Genomic DNA, 20,519 nt, shown 5'->3' with positions numbered 1-20,519 from the left:
CCTTAAAAACTTACAATAACAAATATTATAAACACCGAGCAGGTTTCGGTAATCCTGCATATTTTGTTGCTTGTTTCGCAGGCCCATCAGGAAATAATCTAAACAAATAACGGCTACTTGCCTTATCTTCCCCAAATTTTGTTTTCAACGCTTTTGTTAATGCTCTTATCGCAGGAGATGTGTTGTAAGTTAAATAAAATTCTCGTACAAATCTTACTATTTCCCAATGCGCTTCGGTTAACTCTATATCGTCTGATTGAGCTAACAAAGGTGCAAGTTCTTCTGTCCACTGTGTAAAGTCAACTAAGTAACCGTGCTTATCCGTAGGAATAATTTGCCCGTTGTATTCTAATTCTGTTGTCATCTTTATATCACTAATTTATACATAAAACGGCTTACTGCCACGTTATTGTCGAGTTATATTGAAAAGTCAATTCAACCAATTTAGCCATAGTTATTGGGCTTGATTGATCATGGTTAATCTCAATGGCTCTTGCTTGCGCATGTTCCTGTATATGAAATACCGCAACCGTAGGGTTTTGTTTTTTAAAGTTGATAAACAATGAATGGCTTGCGTTATAACAACCATCATCAATAAGCACCAAAGCATCGTCAGGTTTAATAGATAACACACATTGCGCAAAATCGTTTTTATCAAAAGCAGATGTTCTTTGTAAATGTAAAATAGTCATATAAAAATACTAAAACCTTAAAATAACATTGTGCTGATGCAACTTATCTGAAAATGCATCACTACTTAAAACCTGCACATCATCAAGATGAAAACCTTCAGCTAAACCTCGTTCAACCAGTGATGCTTTACACGCATATATATTTTCAATGTCGTAAAACGCTAATGCCGCCATTGTTTTTAAATAATCTTTAACGTGAACCGTTTCAAGTTGTTGATTGCTTATTAGTTGCCTTACACCTTCACCTTGAAAAAATAACGAAGTCGATTGCTCGTACGAACCATAAATTAATGCGGCATCTAACGCTTCTTTACTGGCTTGATTAATGGTTGAAGACGCATTTAAAATAGCGATTTTTTTACATGATTCAGACATTAAAATTGCACCATTTTTTCAGACTTAGCCGTTAATTCTACCAACTCACCAAGGCCAGAAACCGTAAAGTATTGACTAATATTACTTTGCGTAACCTCTGTGTTAACCGTATCGCCAATATCGTCGCTTAAGCCTCTTTTTTCACAAGCCGTAATACACACATGTAAATTAACACCATGCTCTGTATTTAACTTTTGCCAATGTTTATGCGTTTGATATTCGTCGTTCGCAATCGCTATATTCGCACTCGCGTTTAACACACCGTCTTGATAAAAAAACACACCCACAACATTAACACCGGCTTTAATTGCATGGTTAATGTAATCAATAGCTGTAATCGTTGAATAGCTACAGGGTGGGGTGGTAATAACAACTGATAGAGTTTGCACGAATAATTCCAAAAGTTTAAAAAGCTAAACGTAAATAACAAAGTAAAAAAAAGCCTCGCATTGCGAGGCTTTTATTATAAACCGATAATCACTTTAAATTAATGATTATTAATCATCACTACCAAAAACACCTAAAAGGCTAAGTAGGTGAACAAAAATATTATAAATATTTAAGTATAAAGACACTGTAGCTCTAATGTAGTTAGTTTCGCCACCATGAATAATACGGCTTGTATCAAATAAAATTAAGCCAGACATAATCATAATAACAGCAGCACTTACAGCTAAAGAAAGCGCAGGAATTTGAAAGAAGATGTTAGCAATACCCGCTACAAGAGCAACGATAAGACCAACCATCAAAAAACCACCCATAAATGAGAAGTCTTTTTTACTTGTTAATGCATAACCCGATAAAGCGAAAAATATTAATGCTGTTCCGCCTAACGCTTGCATAATTAAAGAAGGTCCGCCTGGTAGAGCTGCGTAGTGGTTAAGCATTGGGCCTAAAGAAGCTCCCATTAAACCAGTGAAAGCAAAAATCCAATAAATACCACTTGCTTGGTCAGCTTTTTTGTTAACAACAAATAACAAACCAAAAGCAACTAATGTCATGATTAAAGCAGCTCCATGAGGTAAGCCCATAGACATAGAGATACCAGCAGTTACTGCACTAAATGCTAATGTCATTGATAACAACATATAAGTATTTTTTAATACTTTATTAATTTCAATTGCAGAGCTTTTAGTTGCATTTAAACTAATATTTGATTGCATACTGTTTTCCTTTAAAAACGTAGTTATACTTCTTAGATATGGTCATACTAATGAAGTTCAAGTATTTTTACTACTTATCTTCGACAAACCATTGTGACATATTATGGCACGGGTTTTTTCAAATTGCTATGACTAACCTTGTTGATATTCATTAATTATTTGTGTCCGTTTGTAACAACCAACACTGTGATCATTCACCATGCCACACGCCTGCATAAAAGCATAACAAGTGGTTGAACCTAAAAACTTAAATCCTCGTTTTTTTAAGTCTTTACTTAGTGCGTCAGACTCTTGAGTCGTAGCAGGGTAGTCGTTCTTATTTTGCCAGCTATTCACAATAGTGCGGTTATTAACAAAGCGCCATAAGTATTCACTAAACGAACCAAACTCCTGTTGAATTAAAATGAAACATTTAGCGTTATTTATCGTAGCTTCTATTTTACCCCTGTGGCGAATAATTTTATCGTTAAGCAAAAGCTCGTTAACTTTGTTTTCATCAAACAGCGCCACGTCTTCAACATTAAAATGATTAAATGCCGCTTTATAACCATCACGTCTAACTAAAATGGTGTACCAACTTAAACCTGCTTGTGCTGATTCTAAAGTTAAATACTCAAACAAGGTTTGGTCGTCAACCACAGGAACACCCCATTCTTCATCATGATATTTTACATAATCAGGTTTGGTAACATCCAACCAAGGACAACGACACTTCATATTTTCAGGCATAATTTATCTTTTAACGTATAAATAGAAAGCAAACTGACTAATTACTCAGCAAACAAACACTTAATGTAAATAAATACTTTACAAGTTATTTTTCACACTTTAATATTCGCCTCGTCTTAAGGCAAGCAGTTGCTTTATTACATTCAGGTGAGATGGCTGAGTGGTCGAAAGCACCGGTCTTGAAAACCGGCAAGGGTTTGTAGCCCTTCTAGAGTTCAAATCTCTATCTCACCGCCACATTCTAAAAAGCCGCTACTTGTAGCGGCTTTTTGCTATTTAGTGTTTAGTAAACCAAAAGGGTTTGTAGCGCTAAACCTGCTGTAGAGTTCAAATCTCTATCTCATCGCCACATTCTAAGAACCTGTTATCGAAAGATAACAGGTTTTTTTTCGTCTGAAGTTTGATGTTTAGAATAGAGGGTTTGTAGCGCTAAACCTGATATAGAGTTCAAATCTCTATCTCACCGCCACATTCTAAGAAACCGTTATCGAAAGATAACGGTTTTTTTTCGTCTAGAATTTATTGAGATATAAACCTCAGGGTTTGTAGCGATAAACCTGTTATAGAGTTCAAACTTCTACCTCACCGCCACATTCTAAGAAACCGTTATCGAAAGATAACGTTTTTTTCGTCTGTAATTTGATGCTTTGCGTGGTTACCAGAATAATAAATGTTAGTATACGAACTTCAGTATATGCACTCAGAATTGATTAGTTAACGCGGAACTTTAAATGAACGTAGAACAAATTTTATTGGCAATAAGTAATACAAACGACAACAAATTAACTATTGCCGGTATAGAAGCAGCGAAAGAAAATTGGTCGGCATTTTATCCTGAATTAGAACGGCTGATAGATCAATTTAGCGCAGACGATACATCGTTAACAAATGAACAAGAAGCTATTTTATTTTTTGGAACATTACTATTAGCAGAATTAAAATACTCACCAGCGTTAGAAAAGTGTTTACAGTTATTTGCTCGCAGCGATTCATTGGCAACGCCCATTGATACCATATTTGATGACGCACTCACCGAGGTAACATCTACGCTATTTTATAATGTCGCCGACGGTAATACACAAGCCTTATGTAATTATATTACGGGTAGTCATCAAGCCATGTATTGCAAAGCATCTGCTATTGAAGCGGTATTTGCTCAATACGAAGCAGGTGTTATTGATAAAATTGAACTAGAAGATCATATAACTCAATGGCTAGCAGGATTTTTGGCTTTACCAAGTTCAATCAATAGCTTTTTAATAAGTGCATTAGCAGACTATTGTATTAAATATCAACTCGATAGTTTCAAAAGCCAATTTAACGAATTGTGTGACAAAGACCTATTCGATGAAGACCGCTTTAAACCAAGTGAAGTAATGGTATGGAATAGCGATAGTTCACACAAGCTTATTGAATCTGGCATAATTCAAACAAACTTTAATGTTGTTGATACCCTAAATACTTGGATTGCTAACGAACCAGAAGATGAAGAACTAGATGGCTTTGATTCGTTAATGGAGAAAGGCGGTTTATTAGATAATATCCTGTACGACGAAAATACCATTCTAAAAAACAGTGTTCCTGTTAGCTCTTTAGCTACAGCGGGCCGTAATGATCCTTGTCCTTGTGGCAGTGGTAAGAAATTCAAAAAGTGTTGTTTGCAATAAAGCAGTAAGTTGAAACAGTTAATTCAGCTTAATCACTTGTTCAATTAGCTCCGCCACATGCTAAAAAACCGCTTATTTATTCGCGGTTTTTTTTCGTCTAAAATTTGATAAAGAGCACATAACTGTTTTAGCGCAACCTCTTATTATTTATTTTAACTATCGTTCTAGCTCTTACATCAATGGCTTTTCTTACTTACCTATAATATAGTTTCTTAAACAGGTACTTATATATTAATAGATTGATTTTAAATGTTTAAATTATATCTATTTCAATTCTTAAATCCATTTATTCAGTCAGGACAAAGCTAACAGTGTCGATCCAAAATATCCTTTCCTTTTACCGAGATTGCTACAAAGAAGACAGTGCAGATCTGAATTTATGGAACCTAAGTAAACTTAAAAAAGATGACTGTCTTATTTTAGAAGGGCAAGATGATTTAGGCTCTGGTTTTCTTCCCCGAATGCCTATTCCTGAAAACTTTGCAGAACAAATGATGAAGCGTGTTGAAGTATATCAACGCGAGCGTGTATTACTTTACGTGAGCTTTATTTTAGTTGGTAAGTTGGAGATTAAAGGCGAAATAAAAGAGGTGGTTACACCCATTTTGTTTAATGAAGCTGTAATCGAAAAAGATGAGAACAATTACTACTTTTCTGTTAACAATCAAACGCCTGAAATAAATGAATTATTAACGCAATTATTAATGCCTGAAAGTGATGGCAGGCCTGACTTAGAAGATAACACCAACATTCAATCTACATCTACGTGGGTTTCGTGGCTCAAAGATAGCCCCATAGAATTAAACTTACTTGAGTTACTTAATTTTCCTAACCTTGTTAACTCAAACGAAATTAAAAAAGCATTAAAAAGAAAAACACCCACCTTGCTTCCTGCATCCATGTTGGTTTTTGTTGAAAGATCGACAAGTAGTCGTGGAGTTCTTCATGAATTGGAAGAGATCATTGAATCTGACAACCTATCTCCACCGTTATCAGAGCTGTTATTGCCTTCACAAAAGGCAACCAACAACTCACAAGCAATCAAACCTCTAAAATACGATTACCTACCAGGTTTGCTGTCAACACCACAGAAAAAAATCATATCAATTGCCGCAAACGCTAACTTAGGTTGTGCTTCTGGGCCTCCAGGTACGGGCAAAAGCTATACAATAGCCGCCATTGCCGCAGAGCATATGGCACGCGGTGAATCTGTACTTATCGTTGCTAATAACGATGCCGCTTTAGATGTGATCGCTGATAAGTTAGGCGATAACTTTGGTTTAAGTGACGTATCAATTAGAGCAGGACAAAAAGCGTTTATTAAAAAGTTAAAAACTTACATTGAAAATCTTTTAGCAGGGTATTTTTCAGAAGAGTTAAGCAAAGCACCTGATACTTGCGAATTAGAATTAAAAACGATCAATAACGCATTAAATGTATTAGAAAAACGCTTTGTTAAATTTTGTCAGAAAGCCATTGTAAGAGGGCAAAGATTAAAAGGGCTACAACAAAGAGATGCACAATGGTTAACGCGTTTATATTTAGCTTTAGCGCAAAGTGGCATTAAAAAACTTACTAAAGAGTGGTCAGCTTTAAATGAAATAAATACAAAGCACATTCAGCGAGAAAAGCTTGCCGCCGATTATTTAAATGCCTTAAAAAATAGAAATTTAAAAACCTTAGTCGAAAAACAAAGATCATCGCTACAAGCCTTTAATAAAGCAATCCGTAGTCGAACATCTAAAAGGCAATTTGAGCTTTTTGACGATATTGAATATTCCTCATTGCTTTCTGCCTTTCCGGTTTGGCTTGTTAGTTTGAATACACTTTACAGAGTGTTGCCTTTAAAAGCAGAAATGTTCGATTTAGTTATTATCGATGAAGCAACACAATGCAATATCAGCAGTTGTTTACCTGCACTTTATCGCGCAAAAAGGGCGATGGTGGTTGGAGATACCAAACAGCTAAGGCATTACTCGTTCTTGGCTAAAAGCAAAGAAGCCCAAATAACGATTAAAAACGATCTCAAACCTAATAGTGAAGGCGTTGTAAGTTATCGTGATAATTCAATTTTAGATTTAGCCTTAACTGCACTCTCCAGCCATCAGCAGCTAGCTTTTTTAGATGAACACTTTAGAAGTAAACCTGAGCTTATTCATTTTAGTAATCAATACTTTTATCAAAATAAGTTAAAGGTTATGCAACACCGCCCCTGCACAAGTAGTGGTCATCTTCACTTACAAAGAGTCAATGGCGTTAGAGACAAAGTCGGTGTTAATCATTTAGAAACTGAGTATGTAATCAAGGCGATTAAAGACCAAATAGAAGCAGACACACAAGTTGGAATTGATCACAGCATAGGTGTTATCTCACCATTTAGGCATCAAGCTGAACACATAGCTAAAGAAATTGAAGTCAATTTTAGCCAAGCTGAAATTATTAAACATAAAATTCGTGCCGCAACGCCTTATGGTTTTCAAGGAGAAGAAAGAGACATTATGCTTATCTCTTTTTCTGTCGATAACAATTCAAAACGCGCAGCGGTATATTTAAACAAAGCAGATGTTTTTAACGTTACCATTACACGGGCAAGGCAAAAGCAAATATTATTTCTATCGATAGATGAAACTCAATTGCCTGAACACAACTTACTACGTAGATACTTAAGCTCTATTAGCGAATTTGAAGCTAGCCATTCAGTATCATCTCAACTTGACGAATTTCAGCAAAGTGTAATATCTGAATTAGCGACATTAAATATTGAAACGTGGGCAGGTTACACAATTGCAGGAACAGACGTAGATATTCTGTGTCGATATAAGGAGCAATACTTAGCCATAGACCTGATCGGTTTTCCTGGCCCATGGGCAGACTTTTTTGAATTAAACACCTACAAATTATTTAAACGTGCGGGTGTTGAAGTATTACCTATTAGCTACGGGTTATGGGTAGTAGATAAAGAAACATGTATTGCAAAAGTAGTAAAAAAACTCAGGTTAACTAACCGCTAATTTTTTAATATGAAGCCTATATTTAATCATTTATTTTAATAATGGCAGTATTAAAGTCACGGTATAATACATTTTTGATATAACCTTATTGCTCAGATAACGGGTATAAACATGGAATATTACATTCGTAAATCAAGGACAGTTACCACATGAAAAAAACGTTTTTTGCAGCAACGCTTGCTGTATTTTGTACCTCTAACGTGCAAGCAAATTCAGTTGGTTTATATCTTGGCGGTCAAATTTGGCAAAGAGAAGCAAGTGGATTTTTTGGTGATAAACAAAACCCAATTAACTCAGATTTAAAAAAAGCACAACAAAATAACTACTTTGTTGCCGCCGAACACCCATTTCCTTTTCTCCCTAATGTACGTATTTCGAATACCAAGTTTGATACCACAGCTAAAATGAATGTAGTGCAAGAATCTAAATTCGACAACGAAACTTCTCATGTTAATCTTCATGTAAATTCTGATCTTAATGCAAGCTTTAACATCAGTTATATCGATTACACTTTATATTATCAAGTAATTGACAATTCGTTGTTTTCATTTGATTTAGGCATAGCCGCTAGAGATTTTGATGTCACAGCTACAGTAACCACAACAACAAATACAGTTACTACAACGTCTGATTTTATTTGGGATGTAGAAGAGCACGAAGGGCATGATCATTCTGTTACAGAAACAACAGATACAGTAACAACAGATAATAAAAAGAAAAGCAAAGTTGTGCCTATGTTGTATGTTGCCACTAACGCTAGCTTACCGTTAGCTAATTTAAGTGTATTTGCACAAGGTAATGTGTCATTGAAAGACGACTATTCACTTTATAACTATCAAGTTGGCTTAAGTTATCGACTACTTGATCAAGCTGAAATGGACTTTAATCTTACCGTAGGCTATCAAGCCGAGAAAATAGAATTTGAAAACGTAAACAATTTGTATGCAGATGTTGAGTTAAAAGGTGTTTTTGTCGGCGTAATAGCTCACTTTTAAAGGCCTTATGGCGTTTTACGCTAACTAAGTAGTTACATATAAAGATAAAAGCCAATAAAAAAGAATGACTAAAAAATTAAAACTCGCATACGACAACAAGAAAAAAGAGCGTCCTCCCGAAGGCTCTCCAGAGCTTTCGATATGGCTTGATGAGCGTGCTAAAGAGTTTGCTGATTTTCTTTTTGATGAAAATAGAGAAGTTCCTGAGTTAGATCCAGACACACATATTTTATGTGGCTCTTGGGATTTTCTTTATCAATCAGAAGAAGAGCTTGACGCTGAAAATGAGTCTATGGAAAAAGCTGACGAAGAGCGTAGAAGGGCACATTTAAAAGTAGTTAAAACAGACAATAAAAACAAATAACATGCTTGTTTTAAATACATTTATACATAGCCTAAAAGAGATACAAGTAGCTATTTTATGATCGCGATAAATTTTATAGAATAAAATCAGCGATTATATTTATATCGCTATATTTTAAAAACCGCTAATAAAATAGCGGTTTTTTTTCGTCTGTAATTTGTTGTTTATTTATATCTTTATATAGTAGATTAGTTGTTGCTGATTTTATTATGAAATTAACTTTCGTCAGAAAGTAAAAGTAGTTTTCACAAGGACAAAGCAATAGATGGATTTAACACCTCACCTTAATATTATATTCAGTGCCGTTTGGTACTTAATACCCTTTGTCATATTGATCAGTGTTTTAAAGTCAGCATGGTTTAAAGGCGTGCTTGGAGAGTGGCAAGTAAACTTGCTGATAAAATTCTTCTTAAACAAAAATGACTATCATTTGATTAAAAACGTAACGTTGCCAACATTTGTTGATGATATACAGCAGGGCACAACACAAATTGATCACATTATCGTATCTCAATACGGCATCTTCGTTGTTGAAACCAAAAACATGAAAGGTTGGATTTTTGGTAGCGAAAATCAAAAGCAATGGACGCAACAAATTTATAAACACAAATCAAAGTTTCAGAACCCACTTCATCAAAATTATAAACACGTTAAAACCTTAGAGTCTTGCTTACTTGCTCATAATGATACCGAAAACACTGCTATATTCTCCGTTATCATCTTTATTGGCGACAGTAGCTTTAAAACTAAAATGCCTGAAAATGTTAGGTTCGCTCGCGGTGGTATCGAGTACATAAAAAGTAAAACTGATATTGTTTTTAATAACGAAGAAACACAACGCATTATTGAGCAAATAGAAAGTGGTAGGTTAGAACGTGGCTTTAAAACAAACCGCCAACACATTAAACATGTTAAAGAAATTATAGAAGCTAAGTCTCATATTAAATCTTGCTCAAAATGTGGAGCAGAAATGGTTTTAAGAAAAGCCAGTAAAGGTAAGAACGCAGGTAATGAATTTTGGGGATGTAGTACGTTTCCAAAGTGTAGGAATGTTGTTGAAGCATCTATTATGTAAACGAGGTTTATGAAACAACATAATAATTTTTTACATTAGACAATTACAAGTAGAAAAGGATACCAAATGAATGAAAATCGTAATCTAAAACCTTCTCCTAAATCATTCCTTAAATCTAGAAGACCAGAGAGGTTTTCTGATTCTGTCATAAAAGATGTTGGAAGGTTAGATCGTTCAGTTTTGGAATATCAATTATCTATCCTTAACAGAAGAAGTATGGAGTTAGCATTTGAGGATTTTTCGAAGCAGCTTTGTGAGCGAATCATATGTCCAAATTTACTAGAACAAACAGGTCCTGTAGCGGGAGGAGATGGGAAAGTTGATTCACAAACCTTTCCTGTGTCAGAGCAATTAAAAGATTTATGGTATGTTGGTGTGAATGATAATTCAAATGATGAGAGGTGGGCATTCGCTGTAAGTACACAAGAAGACTGGAAAGCAAAGTGTAGAAAAGATGTTAGGAAGATAAAAGCTACTGATAGGAATTACAAAAAAGCATTTTTTGTAACAAATATGTATGCAAAAGCAAATCAACGCAGCGATTTGGAAGATTCTTTATCTAAAGAAACTGGCATTGATGTAAGAATATTAGATAGATCATGGATACTCGACCAAATTTTTAATAATGGTTATGAACAATTAGCTATTGATACCTTATCCATAGATATAGATTGGCGCAGAGAAGTAGAGGTTGGTGCTAGTGACTACTCTAAAAAACTTCGTTTAAAAGAAATAAAAAAAGAAATTAATGAAAAAGTTAATGTCAGCCAAATTCTTCCTCACCAATTAAATTGGATGCTAGAAGAAGCGGTACTTTCGAAAGAACTAGAAAATCCTCTAATAGAAACGCAAGGCCTTTTTGATAGAGCTATTCGGGCATCCAAAAAGCATGGAACAAAACACCATTTATTTACAGCTCATTATCAATATGCATGGGCATCATACTGGTGGTTTGAAGACATGACACTATTTGAAGAAAATTTACTAAAATGTATCGAATTAGCAAAAGGCATTGAGCAATCAGTTCAATGGGGAAATGTATTGTCTTTGCTCAGCTTGTACTCATCTTATTATAGAGAAGATCAAGGAAAATATGAAACTGATATAGCTCCAATCCAGAAAGACATCCAGGAGGTGTTATTAAAATTATCATTAAGAGGTGAGAGGCCAAGTAATTCTCTTATGTGTCGTGCTTATATTGAGCTAATATATCTACTTACAACAGAGAGCATTGAAGAAGCATCTGAAGTCTTTTCATCACTTCTTTTGATTGTTAAAGAGGGGGATTGCCTTGTAGGCTTTCCATTTAATGAGCTTTATAATTTGGTGAATGATCTTGATAGTGTTTTTGGTGACTTAGTTAGTTATGAATTGCTGTTGGACTATTTTACTGAACAAGCATCTTGTCGAGAAGGACAGAGAAAAGGGTCATTACTCTTGTTAAAAAGGGGGGCTCGTCGTCTGGAGTCAGGTGAACCATATCAGGCGATTAAACTTATTGGTAAATCGCTAACAGGGCTTTATAAAAAGGAAGCAAAAAAGGATCTTTATGCTGGTTTAAATATTTTATCTAGAGCGTATCAAAAAGTTGGTTTGTTTTGGGCTGCACGTGCCAACTTATTACTAGCTGCTTCCATTATAACTGATGAGTTTTGGAGAAGTGGCGAACTCATTGTTGCACAAGTCTATATTTATACAAGATTAGCCAAAATTGAACTTTTAATTGGTAGGCTAAACTATGCACTTTCGTGGTGGAAGCTAGCGTGTATGGTTGATAGCAATGTAGAAGAGTCAGTCATGTCCGAAAGAGAGTTACACAGTTTTGATGCATTTCTTTCTCAATGTATCTTGAACACGGAACATAATAAATTAAGCTCATTTAGTAAGTTACCAGATTTGTTAGATCGCAATCAATTATTCGTTAGCAGATCAGTTTTATTATACGCATTAGGCTATGAAGACATTGTAGAAGGTGAATATGAATTAAAGATTGACCAAGAATATATTGAATATCTCCAAATAGTTAGAGATGTTGAACTTGGTGCTATAGTGCCTATTCTTTTAGTTTGCGAAGGGAAATACACTCATTTAAAAAGCTCTGTCATGGGGTGTGAAATAAAAATATCGTTTCCTTTCAGAACTCCTTTAGTTGAGCTAGCAGAAACACTCTTGTCTGTACTCGAAGGCTTTTTTTCAACTTGTATTGTCGATCATGTAATAGTTTTCGAATCTAGGCTAGATATCGAAATTATAGCAGATGATGAAGATGAAATAGCCATATCACATGAAATAGATAGTTCTAATTCAATTTTGAAAATGGAAGTAACTTGTTCTTCTTTTACAGCAGATATGCTCAATCTATCAGGTCAACATGATATCCAAAAATGGCTTAACCGATTTGTCATTGATGTTTTTTCTCATGTTATGAGGCCACAAAACACAGAGGTAACTCTGGAATCAATGTTAGGAAATGATAGAGCATTGGAGCGTTCAATTTCTTTTGGTAAATGTTTTGTTGGACTCCAGAATGTTATGGGAAATAATGCTGTAATTGAGATTAAAGAACTTCTTATGGACGACAAGTTATCTGAATATTGTTTGAAACGGCCAAGGCCTTGGGATGAACAATTTCCAAAGAAACTAGACGACAATAATCAGGAGACTCATTATTATTCTGATAATAATGAGTCTCCTGAGAGCTTAACAAACAATGAGCACTTATCACATAATGATATGAAAATACAAAATTTAATTAAAACACGGCTCTGGGATAGAACCGTTTGGGGCGGGACTGGATTTTCTATTCATCAAGATGGTACGCCCGAGTTAATGTTATTATTCGAAGATGATAAGGCTGCTCAATTAATCTTTGAAGATCTTATTCGTGAGGTTGGTCATGAAGATCACTCAAATAGAATGAAAATATCTATTATTCGTAATATTGATCAAAAATCACCTTCTCATTATAGAATTTGTATAAGTGAAAGGTTTAATTTTGATACTAGTAAAAGAGTTCAAATGAATGCTCGAAAAATGACTATGACTCCCACAACAACTGAGAATTTAGATCGTTTTTTGGCGAACTATAACACTTGTAAAAACTATTTAGTTAGTTATGCAGTTATTAAAAATGGAAATATCTTACCCCCATCATCAAAGAAGATAAGCATAATTAAAAAATTTGATATTAAAATTATCGATGCGTGGGAGATAGGACCAAATGATATTGAAATAATGGTATTAGATAAAAAAGATGATCCGATAATTCCTCGTAATATAAAAAAACCTCCAATTATTGAAGCTCTTAAAAGAAAGTTTAGTTAATTTAAATGTTATCATGTTTACTCAAAAAACAAATCAAATATCCTTATTGGCTGTTTGGTTTGTATTTTATTTTTTTAATAAAATAAATTTTCATCTTAGTCTACTCATGCCTATATAGACGTAACTAATTATTCGCTTTTTTCGTCTTAGTTGTGATGAATTCATTTTGAGATTTACAAAAAAGGATTAGTTATATTTATAACTAAAATAAGATTACTGAATAACTTCCACATTCCCCGTATAATCCCTGAATCAGCTTTAAAAGATCAACAGACCCAATCAAGGTATTCAAATTCAGTATGACTGAGCAAAATAAACATCCCGAAATAGCGGTTACGCAGATTCATTTAACTGAAGAGAATACTACAGATTCATCTAGCACAACTTCGCCAGATTTAAACACGTCAAACTTTATTGAAGTTACTCCACAGCTTTCTTCTTCAAGTGAAGATATCAACAATAATACTGATGTAGTTACTTATGTTGAAAGTGGTAGTGCTGAAAATTATGGTGCGCCTAAGATTGTGCTTGCTACGCTTAACGCTCGATATTTTCATACCAGTTTTGGTTTACGTTATTTGTACGCTAATTTAAAAGAGCTACAGCCGCTTTGCGAGATTCAAGAATTTATTATTCAAACGCGCGCTATCGATATTGTTGAGCAAATTTTAGCGTCTAAACCTACTATTGTTGGCTTTGGTGTTTATATTTGGAATATTGTTGAAACCACTGATGTTGTGAGTTTATTAAAAGTAATAGCGCCTGAAATTAAGGTGGTGTTAGGTGGGCCAGAAGTCAGTTACGAAACTGAAGAACAGCTTATTGTTAAGTATTCTGACTATGTTTTAACGGGTCCGGCAGATATTAGTTTTTACGAACTTTGTAAAGACATACTCAATAACAAGTTACCCGACAAAAAAGTGCTTAAGTCGCAACCTGTAGGGTTAGAAGATATTGCTTTGCCGTATGAATATTACACCGATGAAGATTTAACGCATCGCTTGCTTTATGTTGAAGCGTCGCGTGGTTGCCCGTTTAAATGTGAGTTTTGTTTGTCGTCTTTAGACAAAGCCTCTACGCCGTTCGAGTTAACAACGTTTCTTGAGCAAATGGAAATATTGTATGAACGTGGCGCGCGTAACTTTAAGTTTATTGATAGAACCTTCAACTTAAACATTAAAACCACCATGCAAATTATGCAGTTCTTTTTAGACAGAATGACTGACGATCTTTATCTGCATTTTGAAGTGGTGCCTGATCATCTTCCTAGAAAACTCAAAGAATTGTTAGCGCAGTTTCCTGAAGGTAGCTTACAGTTTGAAATTGGTATTCAAACCTTTAACGTGGAAGTGCAAAAAAATATTAGTCGTAAGCAAAACAATGCTAAGTCGAAAGAGAATCTACTTTGGTTAAGAGATCATACTTCAGCGCATATTCATGCCGATTTGATTTTTGGTTTACCTGGCGAAACCTTTGATACCTTTAAAGACAGCTTCAACCAGCTTTATCATTGTCGACCTCATGAAATTCAAATGGGTATTTTAAAACGTTTAAAAGGTAGCCCCATTATCAGGCATACCGAAGCATTCGATTTACGTTTTAATCCGTTACCACCGTTTAATATTTTAAGTACCGACAGAGTTAGCTTTCCTACGATGCAACGTATTAATCGCTTTGCTCGCTATTGGGATATGATAGGTAATTCAGGTCGTTTTAAATATTCGTTACCACATATATTATCGGACGAACCATTTGATGATTTTATGGCGATTACCGAATGGATTTTTAACAAAACAGGACAAATACATAAAATTAATTTGAAGAAGTTATTTGAGTTGATTTCGCAATCGGTTGAAGCTTTATATCCTGAAAAACATGCGTTAGTGATTGAAAAAATAGAACAAGATTATGAAGCCGCTAAATTGAAAAGCTTGTTCAGTAGCCTTAATCTTTATGCTGTTCCGCAAGTAGAACAAGTAGTTAAGAACAAGTCGTTACAACGACAACAACGCCACATGAGTTAACCATTTTTGTATTATACTTTTAGCATATAACAAGGAAAGCTCATGCCCGTTGTAAAATACCCACCTCATATTACTGAAAACGACTGCGTTATTTTATTCGACGGGGTCTGTAAGCTTTGTAACGCGTGGAGTCAGTTTATTATTAAGTACGACACGCAACAGCTTTTTAAATTATGCAGTGTTCAATCGCCAGAAGGGCAGAGCATATTAAAACACTTTAATATGCCAACAGAACATTTCGACACTATGTTATATGTAGAAGGTAATCAGTGTTTTGATAAGAGCGACGCATTCTTACATATTATAAATAAGTTAGGGTACCCGTGGCGTGTGTTGTACGTATTCAAAATATTGCCAAAGCCGATAAGAAGCTGGCTGTATGATCGAATTGCTCTTAATCGTTACGCTTTATTTGGCAAGTACGATACCTGCATGTTACCCACGCAAGAGAATGAAAGCAGATACCTTAAAGCAGAAGATAAAAAGTAAGCTTTAACTCTATTATGCGTAATACTCCTTTATTTTGAATTAAACCAAAACGTTGAACAATGAATTATTCCTGTTGCAAAGTGACTTCAGTAAGTATTCAATGGGTTTATTTATGAATATCTAATTTCACTAACTTACCCGCTTTAAATAAGTTAAAATAGCCGCAATTATTTTAGCTTTAAGCCCTTTATATTAATGACCTCTGCCAAAAACACTGATTCAACTGATGTTGCTACCACAGCTACAACCATACCTACAACGCCTGCCAGCTTTACAGAACTTGGCCTGATTCCCCAATTATTAGCTCGATTAACTGAGCTGGAATACCAGCAGCCAACGCCTATTCAAGCACGAGCTATTCCTAGTGTGTTAGCTGGGCGCGATTTAATTGCAGGAGCAAATACAGGGTCGGGTAAAACGGCTACTTTTGCATTGCCTATTTTGCAGCAGCTTTCTAAAAGTAAAGACGCTGAAAAAGCTTCAGGTAAAACTGTAGGTAATAAAGGTAACTTTGTTACTCAATTAATTTTAGTACCTACGCGCGAGTTAGCTAAACAAGTGGCTGATAGCATTAAGTCGTACGCGGTACATTTTAATGGCGAAATAAAAACAGTGGCTGTTTTTGGTGGTGTGTCAGCTAATACGCAAATGCTGGCGTTACGTGGTGGTACGGATGTTTTAGTGGCAACACCGGGTCGATTACTCGATTTAATTTCAAGTAATGCGATTAAGCTCGATAAGGTTAAAACCTTAGTGCTTGATGAAGCCGACCGCATGTTAAGTTTAGGCTTTACCGAAGAGCTAACAGCGCTATTAGCTTTATTACCCACTAAAAAACAAACCTTATTGTTTTCAGCAACCTTTCCTGATCAAGTAAAAGCCTTAACGCAAGAATTACTGAATAACCCGATTGAAATACAAGTACAAAGTGCTGACGCAAGTACCTTGGTACAACGTGTGTTTGAGGTGAACAAAGGCGAGAAAACCGCGGTGTTAGCCCATTTAATTATTCAACATTCGTGGCGACAAGCGCTTATTTTTGTAAATGCTAAAAACAGTTGTGAACATTTAGCGGCAAAGCTTTCTAAACGCGGTATTACGGCTGAAGTGTTTCATGGCGACAAAGGTCAGGGCGCTCGTAGTAGAGTGCTTGAAGGCTTTAAGAGTGGTGAAATAGAAGTATTAATTGCTACCGACATTGCTGCACGTGGTTTAGATATTGAAAAACTACCTGTGGTTATTAACTTTGATTTACCCCGAAGCCCGTCTGATTACATGCACCGTATTGGTCGAAGTGGTCGTGCTGGCGAAGTAGGCTTGGCTTTATCGCTGATTGATCATGAAGATTATCATCACTTTAAAGTGATTGAGAAAAAGAACAAAATTTGGCTTGAACGCGAGCAAGTTGAAGGCTTTGAAGTTGACGAAAATACCATTGATGCTTTGCTAGCTGAGTTTGCCGAACAAACAAAACCTATGGCTGCACCGGCTGGAAGCGGTAAGAAAAAGCGTAAAAAGAAACCCACCATTAATGCTGATATTTGGCTAAATAGCGGTGATGATGAGTAAACTTAAATAACCTCAACTCAGGATAAGCAAAGTTACTCAACAAGTTATTTTTACGCCTAACTTCGTTGAATTTATTACTAATAGCCAGCTATTAGGTAGAAAAATTCGCCTTGTTATACGCAAAAATATCAATGTTGAGAGACTAATATAGCTTAGGAAAACAATAATACACATTAAGCTGTTGATAAATAATTGTTTTAATTGGTTAACTAACATTCATTATCCCGAGTTAAGGTTAAATAACCTCAGCTCGGGATAAGCAAAGTTACTCAACAAGTTATTTTTACGCCTAACTTCGTTGAATTTATGACTAATAGCCAGCTATTAGGTAGAAAAATTAGCCTTGTTATACGCAAAAATATCAATGTTGAGAGACTAATATAGCTTAGAAAAACAATAATACAAATTAAGCTGTTGATAAGTAATTGTTTTAATTGGTTAACTAATATTCATTATCCCGAGTTAAGGTTAAATATTATTATTTAACTCAATAGATTCACCGTGCTTAATTGTTTACTACCTATTTAAGAGGTTGGATTCATAAACTGTTCAATTTCCTCCATTGACAGTTCAGGTGTGGCACCATGGCTTTGTGCCACCATAGCGCCAACAGCACAGGCAAAGTTAACTGCGTATTGTGCATTGGTGGTGTTACATAGTTGATAAATTAATGAACCTAAAAATGAATCGCCAGCTCCTACCGTATCTACAACTTTAATTAAAAAGCCTGAGTTGTAGTAATTTTTATCATTAATTTTAAGTAATGCACCGTGATTACCTTTGGTTACACACATGTAAGGTGTATTAGTTTTTTCTGCAATAAACTCTAAATTTTGTTCTAGCGAGTTAAATTTAGAACCCATCGCGTAAGCTATTTCGTATAACTCATCATCGTTTAGTTTAATAAAATTAGCGGCTTGCATTAACTCTATTAAGGTTTCAATGTTGTAATGGGGTTTGCGTAAGTTTACGTCAAACACTTTAAATTGAGCGACATTTATTAGCTGCTTTAAAGTGTTTAACGAGGTTTCTTGACGAGCAACTAAACTGCCGTATACAAAAATATCTGACGATTGTACTTGTTCGATAAGGGCAGGGGTTAAGTCAATATTATCCCAAGCGGTATCTGCAACAATTTCGTACGATGCTGAGCCACTTTTGTCTAACGTAACTTGTACTGTACTGGTTTTTTTATCGGGATTGACAGCGATAAAGTGGGTGTTCATTTCGCGTTCTGTAATCACGTTAAGTAGTTCGTTGCCTAAGGTGTCTTTGCCAACGGCGCTGATCATATTGGCTTTAATGCCAAGAGAGTTTAAGCGCAAACATACATTTAAAGGTGCGCCACCTAAACGCTTACCGCTACTAAAACAATCCCATAGTACTTCACCAAAACAATTAATAGTGATATTGCTAGGGGCTTTATGATTAATAAATAAACTGTTCATGTTATTTTCCTTTAGCAAGGGTATGGTATTTTTGCTCAAGCGTGTTTTTCATTATGGTTTTAATGTTACTTGTTGGCGAATATAACGCGTTAATTGCTGTTGTATAATTTTCACTAAAATCAGCTTGATTAATTAAATTGTCGAATAAGCTCGTTAACTTTAAAAAAGCGAGTTGGTCGGTACGAGTTTGTTGAGCATACTCTGCTAGTTCGTCACGCATTGCGTCTTGAATATCTAACGGATTATTCGCTTGGTTTACTTGTTTGTCGCTGTATAAACACCAAGTGGCAATCACTAAAGTGGCTAAAGAGCAATCGCGACCTGCGGCTAAGTTCTCGTTAATAGAGGCAATTAAAAATTTAGGCAATTTGGCTGAACTTTCAGAACAAATACGCGCGAGGCTGTCTTTAATATTTGGATTTGAAAAACGCTCTATTAATGTGTCTTTGTATTCTTCTAAATCAATACCGTCTAATTTATCTAATAACGGCGTAACTTCTAAGTCCATAAATGCACGTAGGTATTGTGCAAAATCTTTGTCGGATACAGTTTCGTCTATCGTGGCATAACCATGAATAGAACCTAATAAACCGAGTACTGAATGGCCAGCGTTTAATAAACGTATTTTCATTTTTTCAAAGGGAGTTACGTCTGTTACAAACTGTGCGCCTGCTAAATTCCAGTTAGGTCGGCCGTCGCTAAAATTGTCTTCAATTACCCATTGCGAAAACGATTCACAGGTAATTGGCCACTCGTCGGTTAAACCATAAGTTTTAGTAACGTAGTCAATATCTGTTTTTGTTGTTACTGGCGTTATACGGTCAACCATAGCATTTGGAAATTCAACATGTGTTTTAATCCATTGGCTTAACTCAGGATCTTGCTGCTGGGTAAACGTAAGTAACATTTTTCGTGTTACGGCGCCGTTATGTTGAATGTTGTCGCAAGACTGTACCGTAAAGGGTTTCATACCTTTGTTTTTACGTATTTGTAATGCTGCAGCAATATAACCAAATGCTGTTTTTGGGTCGTTAGGGTTAGCAATATCGTGTGCGATGCCTTCGTTTAATAAATCAAGTTCGCCTGTAGTAGGGTGTAAGTTGTAACCCCCTTCGGTAATGGTTAACGAAACTATTTTAGTTTCGCTATGAGCTAATTTGTCTATAACGGTTTGTTTGTTGTCAGGCGCGAAGATGAAATCAATCATCGAACCAATAACTTTGTTGTCTATTTGGCCATTAGGGTGGCGTACCACTAACGAATATAAGTAGTCTTGTTTAACTAAAATATCACGCAAACCACGGTTGTTTTCTAATAAACCTACACCACAAATTGCCCACTGTTCTGACCCCGGTGTTTTCAATAACTCATTAATGTACATAGCTTGATGCGCACGATGAAAACCACCGACACCAATATGAACAATACCTGCGGTTAACTGGCTACGATCATAAGTAGGAATATCAATATGGCTAGGTAAGTTAGCTAATGTAAGTTGGTTTAATGAACCGTTTTGTGTTTCATTTAGTGTGGTGTTTGTCATGTGTTTGGCCTTACTTAATAGGATTAAACCTAAAAATAAATTAGGGTAACT

The 20,519-nt window shown here is 35.4% G+C and carries 17 protein-coding genes and 1 tRNA gene; 10 read left to right on the top strand and 8 right to left on the bottom strand.

Annotated elements, in window-relative coordinates; all coding sequences use genetic code 11:
• Nucleotides 1–25: 25 nt before the first annotated feature.
• The 6 genes from B0X80_RS04390 to B0X80_RS04365 all read right to left on the bottom strand — a co-directional run bounded on the left by B0X80_RS04390 (nt 26) and on the right by B0X80_RS04365 (nt 2,959).
• The gene (locus B0X80_RS04390; RefSeq protein WP_077338591.1) at nt 26–364 is read right to left on the bottom strand and encodes a TusE/DsrC/DsvC family sulfur relay protein; all 339 of its coding nucleotides are present in this window, start codon (nt 362–364) and stop codon (nt 26–28) included.
• Nucleotides 365–395: 31 nt separating this feature from the next.
• Nucleotides 396–692: a sulfurtransferase complex subunit TusB gene (tusB, locus tag B0X80_RS04385; RefSeq protein WP_077338590.1), complete on the bottom strand. Its 297-nt coding sequence runs from the start codon at nt 690–692 to the stop codon at nt 396–398.
• A gap of 9 nt (nt 693–701) precedes the next feature.
• A complete protein-coding gene (tusC, locus tag B0X80_RS04380) occupies nt 702–1,067 on the bottom strand; it encodes a sulfurtransferase complex subunit TusC (protein ID WP_077338589.1) in 366 nt (121 codons plus the stop codon).
• Entirely contained in the window at nt 1,067–1,456 is a 390-nt protein-coding gene (tusD, locus tag B0X80_RS04375) for a sulfurtransferase complex subunit TusD (protein WP_077338588.1), read from the bottom strand. The genes tusC and tusD overlap by 1 nt, the downstream gene beginning before the upstream one ends.
• Before the next feature lie 108 nt (nt 1,457–1,564).
• Nucleotides 1,565–2,230: a Bax inhibitor-1/YccA family protein gene (locus tag B0X80_RS04370; RefSeq protein WP_077338587.1), complete on the bottom strand. Its 666-nt coding sequence runs from the start codon at nt 2,228–2,230 to the stop codon at nt 1,565–1,567.
• A 132-nt stretch (nt 2,231–2,362) separates the two neighbouring features.
• Nucleotides 2,363–2,959: a DNA-3-methyladenine glycosylase I gene (locus B0X80_RS04365; RefSeq protein ID WP_077338586.1), complete on the bottom strand. Its 597-nt coding sequence runs from the start codon at nt 2,957–2,959 to the stop codon at nt 2,363–2,365.
• Nucleotides 2,960–3,105: 146 nt separating this feature from the next.
• On the opposite strand from B0X80_RS04365, the gene B0X80_RS04360 reads away from it, so the two are divergent.
• The 10 genes from B0X80_RS04360 (at nt 3,106) to B0X80_RS04315 (ending at nt 17,477) form a co-directional block, all read left to right on the top strand.
• Nucleotides 3,106–3,196, top strand: a tRNA-Ser gene (locus B0X80_RS04360).
• Between the two features lie 494 nt (nt 3,197–3,690).
• On the top strand, nt 3,691–4,626 hold the full coding sequence (locus B0X80_RS04355) for a DUF1186 domain-containing protein (protein ID WP_077338585.1): 936 nt from the start codon (nt 3,691–3,693) through the stop codon (nt 4,624–4,626).
• A 311-nt stretch (nt 4,627–4,937) separates the two neighbouring features.
• On the top strand, nt 4,938–7,637 hold the full coding sequence (locus tag B0X80_RS04350; RefSeq protein ID WP_245825388.1) for a DEAD/DEAH box helicase: 2,700 nt from the start codon (nt 4,938–4,940) through the stop codon (nt 7,635–7,637).
• Nucleotides 7,638–7,786: 149 nt separating this feature from the next.
• Nucleotides 7,787–8,632, top strand: coding sequence for a TIGR04219 family outer membrane beta-barrel protein (locus B0X80_RS04345; protein WP_077338584.1), 846 nt, complete (start codon nt 7,787–7,789; stop codon nt 8,630–8,632).
• Nucleotides 8,633–8,696: 64 nt separating this feature from the next.
• Nucleotides 8,697–8,996, top strand: a complete 300-nt coding sequence (locus B0X80_RS04340) for a hypothetical protein (protein ID WP_077338583.1) — start codon at nt 8,697–8,699, stop codon at nt 8,994–8,996.
• A gap of 265 nt (nt 8,997–9,261) precedes the next feature.
• Entirely contained in the window at nt 9,262–10,071 is an 810-nt protein-coding gene (locus B0X80_RS04335; protein ID WP_077338582.1) for an NERD domain-containing protein, read from the top strand.
• A gap of 66 nt (nt 10,072–10,137) precedes the next feature.
• Entirely contained in the window at nt 10,138–13,395 is a 3,258-nt protein-coding gene (locus tag B0X80_RS04330; protein ID WP_077338581.1) for a hypothetical protein, read from the top strand.
• A gap of 299 nt (nt 13,396–13,694) precedes the next feature.
• The gene (locus B0X80_RS04325) at nt 13,695–15,419 is read left to right on the top strand and encodes a B12-binding domain-containing radical SAM protein (protein ID WP_077338580.1); all 1,725 of its coding nucleotides are present in this window, start codon (nt 13,695–13,697) and stop codon (nt 15,417–15,419) included.
• Between the two features lie 42 nt (nt 15,420–15,461).
• Nucleotides 15,462–15,908: a thiol-disulfide oxidoreductase DCC family protein gene (locus B0X80_RS04320; protein WP_077338579.1), complete on the top strand. Its 447-nt coding sequence runs from the start codon at nt 15,462–15,464 to the stop codon at nt 15,906–15,908.
• A gap of 195 nt (nt 15,909–16,103) precedes the next feature.
• Nucleotides 16,104–17,477 carry a DEAD/DEAH box helicase gene (locus B0X80_RS04315; protein ID WP_077338578.1) on the top strand — a complete coding sequence of 458 codons (1,374 nt, stop codon included), beginning with the start codon at nt 16,104–16,106 and terminating at the stop codon, nt 17,475–17,477.
• A 524-nt stretch (nt 17,478–18,001) separates the two neighbouring features.
• Here the strand turns inward: B0X80_RS04315 and B0X80_RS04310 are convergent.
• Both B0X80_RS04310 and B0X80_RS04305 read right to left on the bottom strand, forming a co-directional pair.
• Entirely contained in the window at nt 18,002–18,925 is a 924-nt protein-coding gene (locus B0X80_RS04310) for a carbohydrate kinase family protein (protein WP_077338577.1), read from the bottom strand.
• A gap of 1 nt (nt 18,926) precedes the next feature.
• The gene (locus B0X80_RS04305; RefSeq protein ID WP_077338576.1) at nt 18,927–20,468 is read right to left on the bottom strand and encodes a mannitol dehydrogenase family protein; all 1,542 of its coding nucleotides are present in this window, start codon (nt 20,466–20,468) and stop codon (nt 18,927–18,929) included.
• Between the last annotated feature and the right edge of the window lie 51 nt (nt 20,469–20,519).

It is taken from the genome of Pseudocolwellia agarivorans, from assembly GCF_002000085.1.
Lineage (GTDB): Bacteria > Pseudomonadota > Gammaproteobacteria > Enterobacterales > Alteromonadaceae > Pseudocolwellia > Pseudocolwellia agarivorans.
Note: the sequence above shows the minus strand (reverse complement) of the source record. Positions and strands in the feature narration are given on the sequence as shown.

What these genes read in the sequence shown, in the direction of transcription:
- B0X80_RS04390 (WP_077338591.1), bottom strand. Translation starts at nt 364, where the DNA reads ATGACAACAGAATTAGAATACAACGGGCAAATTATTCCTACGGATAAG.
- tusB (WP_077338590.1), bottom strand. Translation starts at nt 692, where the DNA reads ATGACTATTTTACATTTACAAAGAACATCTGCTTTTGATAAAAACGAT.
- tusC (WP_077338589.1), bottom strand. Translation starts at nt 1,067, where the DNA reads ATGTCTGAATCATGTAAAAAAATCGCTATTTTAAATGCGTCTTCAACC.
- B0X80_RS04370 (WP_077338587.1), bottom strand. Translation starts at nt 2,230, where the DNA reads ATGCAATCAAATATTAGTTTAAATGCAACTAAAAGCTCTGCAATTGAA.
- B0X80_RS04365 (WP_077338586.1), bottom strand. Translation starts at nt 2,959, where the DNA reads ATGCCTGAAAATATGAAGTGTCGTTGTCCTTGGTTGGATGTTACCAAA.
- B0X80_RS04355 (WP_077338585.1), top strand. Translation starts at nt 3,691, where the DNA reads ATGAACGTAGAACAAATTTTATTGGCAATAAGTAATACAAACGACAAC.
- B0X80_RS04345 (WP_077338584.1), top strand. Translation starts at nt 7,787, where the DNA reads ATGAAAAAAACGTTTTTTGCAGCAACGCTTGCTGTATTTTGTACCTCT.
- B0X80_RS04340 (WP_077338583.1), top strand. Translation starts at nt 8,697, where the DNA reads ATGACTAAAAAATTAAAACTCGCATACGACAACAAGAAAAAAGAGCGT.
- B0X80_RS04335 (WP_077338582.1), top strand. Translation starts at nt 9,262, where the DNA reads ATGGATTTAACACCTCACCTTAATATTATATTCAGTGCCGTTTGGTAC.
- B0X80_RS04330 (WP_077338581.1), top strand. Translation starts at nt 10,138, where the DNA reads ATGAATGAAAATCGTAATCTAAAACCTTCTCCTAAATCATTCCTTAAA.
- B0X80_RS04325 (WP_077338580.1), top strand. Translation starts at nt 13,695, where the DNA reads ATGACTGAGCAAAATAAACATCCCGAAATAGCGGTTACGCAGATTCAT.
- B0X80_RS04320 (WP_077338579.1), top strand. Translation starts at nt 15,462, where the DNA reads ATGCCCGTTGTAAAATACCCACCTCATATTACTGAAAACGACTGCGTT.
- B0X80_RS04315 (WP_077338578.1), top strand. Translation starts at nt 16,104, where the DNA reads ATGACCTCTGCCAAAAACACTGATTCAACTGATGTTGCTACCACAGCT.
- B0X80_RS04310 (WP_077338577.1), bottom strand. Translation starts at nt 18,925, where the DNA reads ATGAACAGTTTATTTATTAATCATAAAGCCCCTAGCAATATCACTATT.
- B0X80_RS04305 (WP_077338576.1), bottom strand. Translation starts at nt 20,468, where the DNA reads ATGACAAACACCACACTAAATGAAACACAAAACGGTTCATTAAACCAA.